The organism is Flavobacterium suncheonense GH29-5 = DSM 17707, assembly GCF_000430025.1.
GTDB lineage: Bacteria > Bacteroidota > Bacteroidia > Flavobacteriales > Flavobacteriaceae > Flavobacterium > Flavobacterium suncheonense.
Genome location: NZ_AUCZ01000041.1, coordinates 1 through 1,907, shown reverse-complemented (window position 1 = coordinate 1,907; position 1,907 = coordinate 1). Strand labels below are relative to the sequence as shown.

Below are 1,907 nucleotides of genomic sequence, written 5' to 3'. Positions count from 1 at the left end.
CAATAATTGTATTTGTTTTACATAAATTTCTTCGTTGAACTTAATTTCAAATTTCATGGTGATTTCGTTTCGTCAAGTAAACTAGCAGCTAACGTCCCGCTGGCTTTATGTCAGTGGCGGATTTTTTTATTACTGACGTTTACAAATATACCGAAAAGAGTGAAAGAAAAACGTGAATTTTAATACAAAAAGTGCGAGCACAAACCTTTGCAAAAAATCCCAAGCCCAGCCATTGCATAAAACCGCTGTTATGCGCTGGTTTTAATATTACTTTGTCTATTGATAAAACTCCAAATAATATTTATTAGAAATAAAAGTATTGATAAAAAATTGCAAAGTTGTAAAAATCCGAAGCTATAAAATTCAAAAAAATATATAGATATCAGTATTGTAATAAAGTGAACTATTGATATTGTCTTATTAGTTTTCCATTTACATAAAGCAATTATTGAGTAAAATATAAAGAAAAGATAGAATAAGGAAATAAAAATTAGAGGACTATAAAATTCGTAAAAATCCCAAGCCCACCCAACTGTTTTATTAATTCCATAATCTTTTGGCATTATAAAAAAAATGAAAAAAATATAAATTAATAAGACTAAAAGGAACATCCTTTTTTGAAATAAATTATCAAATAGTTTTGTCATTTTTTTAGATTTAGATTGGCAACAAACTTGCGCATAACGTTTTACGGCTTAAAACCGTTGCGGCAATTTACGAATTATTTGTTATGAAATGTAGAGCTTGAAAATCCGCAGGATTTTCTGTTAAGGTTTAGACCAGCAATGGTTTTAAACCGTTGTTGTGCAACGTTATTATTTTATAATTTCTTTAATTGCATTTGTTTCTTGTTCTCTATTCGATCTACTTAAAATAAAATCTAGTTTTTTAAAATCTACAATAATCGTTTTATTAATTCTTGATAATTCTTGTAAAATCATAAACGGTCTAAATTCTTGTTTTGTTTTACTGTAAATATTTACTTTTACAATTAGTCCAGGGGTAATTTCTTTATTGTTTTCATTACCAATAAGGCTATTTATATAAGTGATGTTATTTGCTTTATTATTATCGTTTATAAATACTTCAAATAGTATATTATTTGAATTTATTTCGTATTTACTACAAACCAATTTATTAATTATTTCCTTTTTTTCGTACTTAGTTATTTTGATCTCTTTTTTCTTTTTATCACTTCCAAATTCTATTTGATCATATATAATTTCATTATTTTCATTCAAATTATATGTAGATGTTTTTCCTTGATAATAAAGAAAATCCTTTTTGAAAGTTATGTTTTTTATTAGTATCAATTTTGGATTTTTTTTTGAAATACTCCAAAGAGTTTCTTTATTGTCTAAAGTGTATTTAGCTTCATATTCAAATACTATTTTTTTAGTCTGACTAAAAGCCGTAAGTGAAATTAATAAAAAGAGTAGTTTTATTTTTCTCATTGTATTTTTATAATGTTGCACAACGTTTCAGGCTTAGCCGTCGTTGCGGCAATTTAAGAAAAATATTATTATGAAATGTAACGCATGAAAATCCGAAGGATTTTCTTTTAAAGTTTAGACCAGCAATGCGGCTAAACCATTGTTATAATCTGGTTGCTACACACAATATTGTAAAAATAATTTTGCGTTCCAATTTTCCGGTTCGTTTTTTTGCGTTCCAATTGACAGGAAAGGAGCGAAGGGAAATTAGTTCTTTTGCTTTTCTGCAAAAGTGCTAATGTGCGCCGGCATTACATTCAGACGCGTGATTTGTTATCATGTGTAAATTTTTAATTTACACTTGTGACAAATTTAAAACATACTTGATTTCAACGATTTGCGTACTAAATTTCTAGTTAGATTTTCCAGTTTACTTTTCACGCTCAAATCTTAAAAAAATAATTTTCCACAATG

1 protein-coding gene is annotated in these 1,907 nt (G+C 27.0%); it reads right to left on the bottom strand.

What is annotated here, in order from left to right:
- Positions 1-815 precede the first annotated feature (815 nt).
- Positions 816-1,454, bottom strand: a complete 639-nt coding sequence (locus G498_RS0109995; protein ID WP_026981024.1) for a hypothetical protein — start codon at positions 1,452-1,454, stop codon at positions 816-818.
- Between the last annotated feature and the right edge of the window lie 453 nt (positions 1,455-1,907).

Excerpts from the sequence above, each read along its gene's own strand:
- G498_RS0109995 (WP_026981024.1), bottom strand. The coding sequence starts at position 1,454 with ATGAGAAAAATAAAACTACTCTTTTTATTAATTTCACTTACGGCTTTT.